This window comes from Paracoccus sp. SY, from assembly GCF_002901215.1.
In the GTDB taxonomy this organism is placed as follows: domain Bacteria; phylum Pseudomonadota; class Alphaproteobacteria; order Rhodobacterales; family Rhodobacteraceae; genus Paracoccus; species Paracoccus acridae.
Genome location: NZ_NWMQ01000228.1, coordinates 1 through 381, shown reverse-complemented (window position 1 = coordinate 381; position 381 = coordinate 1). Strand labels below are relative to the sequence as shown.

Here is a 381-nt window from a genome sequence, read left to right as displayed (position 1 = left end):
CATGGCGATCATGATCCGCTGGCGCTGCCCGCCGGAAAGCTGATGGGGATAGGACCGGAAGATGCGGTCCACATCGGGCAGATGCACCTGCTCCATGATCGCGCGGGCGCGGGCGCGGCGTTCGGCCACCAGCAGGTCGGTGTGAAGCTCCATCACCTCCATGATCTGGTCGCCGACCCGCAGGACCGGGTTCAGCGCCGTCATCGGCTCCTGGAAGATCATGGCGACGCGGGCGGCACGCAACTGGCGCATCTGCGCCTGGCTGAGGGGCAGCAGATCCTGGCCCTGCAAGGTGATGCTGCCGGTCGCGACCTTCAGCGCCTGGGGCAGAAGCCCCATGATCGCCAGCGAGGTGACAGACTTGCCCGACCCGGATTCGCC

Annotated in this window: 1 protein-coding gene; it reads right to left on the bottom strand. The window is 67.5% G+C overall.

The genetic code is table 11. From position 1 onward, the window contains the following. The coding region (locus tag CK944_RS22655) for an ATP-binding cassette domain-containing protein (protein WP_146038800.1) at window positions 1-381 on the bottom strand (381 nt) is incomplete at both ends.